1 protein-coding gene and 1 pseudogene are annotated in these 1,049 nt (G+C 54.4%); both read left to right on the top strand.

The genetic code is table 11. The features are described 5' to 3' along the window. A pseudogene (locus ACPUC7_RS24380) lies at window positions 1-234 on the top strand (IS4 family transposase); the annotation flags it as partial. Window positions 235-407: 173 nt separating this feature from the next. Further along, on the top strand, window positions 408-1,028 hold the full coding sequence (locus ACPUC7_RS24385) for a transposase (protein WP_494924854.1): 621 nt from the start codon (window positions 408-410) through the stop codon (window positions 1,026-1,028). Window positions 1,029-1,049: the final 21 nt, after the last annotated feature.

The raw sequence follows: 1,049 nt of genomic DNA on the forward strand, positions 1-1,049 counted from the left end.
GACAAAGCCTTCGGACGCACGGCCAATGCGCATAGCTGCTCTGGCTGGCCTCAGCTCCGCATGGTCTGCCAGATGGAACTGACCAGCCATCTGCTGTCGGGTGTTAGCTTCGGCAGCGTGACGGAAACCAGCGAAGTCGATCTTGCGGCGCAGCTAGTGGAACAGACGCCCGATCACTCGCTGACGATCCTGGATAAAGGCTTCTATGCGCCGGGGCTTCTGCACCACTGGCAGACGAGCGGAACAGAACGACACTGGATGCTGCCGCTGCGTAAGGATGCAAAATACCGGGTGCTGAAAAAACTGGGAACAGGCAACGAACTGATAGAACTGGATATGTCGTGGCANGCTTCTATGCGCCGGGGCTTCTGCACCACTGGCAGACGAGCGGAACAGAACGACACTGGATGCTGCCGCTGCGTAAGGATGCAAAATACCGGGTGCTGAAAAAACTGGGAACAGGCAACGAACTGATAGAACTGGATATGTCGTGGCAAGCCCGCAAAAAGTGGCAGGATGCGCCAGAGACGCTAACGGCGCGCCTGATCAGCAAACAGGTGAAGGGAAAAACCGTGAAAATCCTGACGTCGATGTGCGATCCGCTACGTTATCCGAACGCGGATATCGTTGATCTGTATGGATATCGCTGGGAGATTGAACATGGCTTCAGGGAAATGAAACAGCATCTGCTGAATAATGAACTGACGCTGAGAAGTAAGAAGCCGGAGCTGGTGAAACAGGAACTGTGGGGAGTTGCGCTGGCCTATAATCTTCTGCGCTTCATGATGGCGCAGATGGCTTACAGCCTGAAAAATGTGGAGCCTTATCAGTTGGGCTTTAAGCAAGCGGCGCTGTATCTGACAAGCCAGCTTCACATCCTCCCAGCCGTGGCGCCGGGAAAAATCCCGCGGATAATAGACGAAATAATGGCAATGGCACCCAGCTTCGTGCTTCCCACCCGGCGACCAAGACACTATCCCCGGGCAGTAAAGAAAAAGCCGAAACGCTATGCGTTCCGGCATGTTTGAGGCTTAACTGACGAGCATTAC

The sequence above is a fragment of the Pantoea sp. CFCC18179 genome (assembly GCF_059412405.1).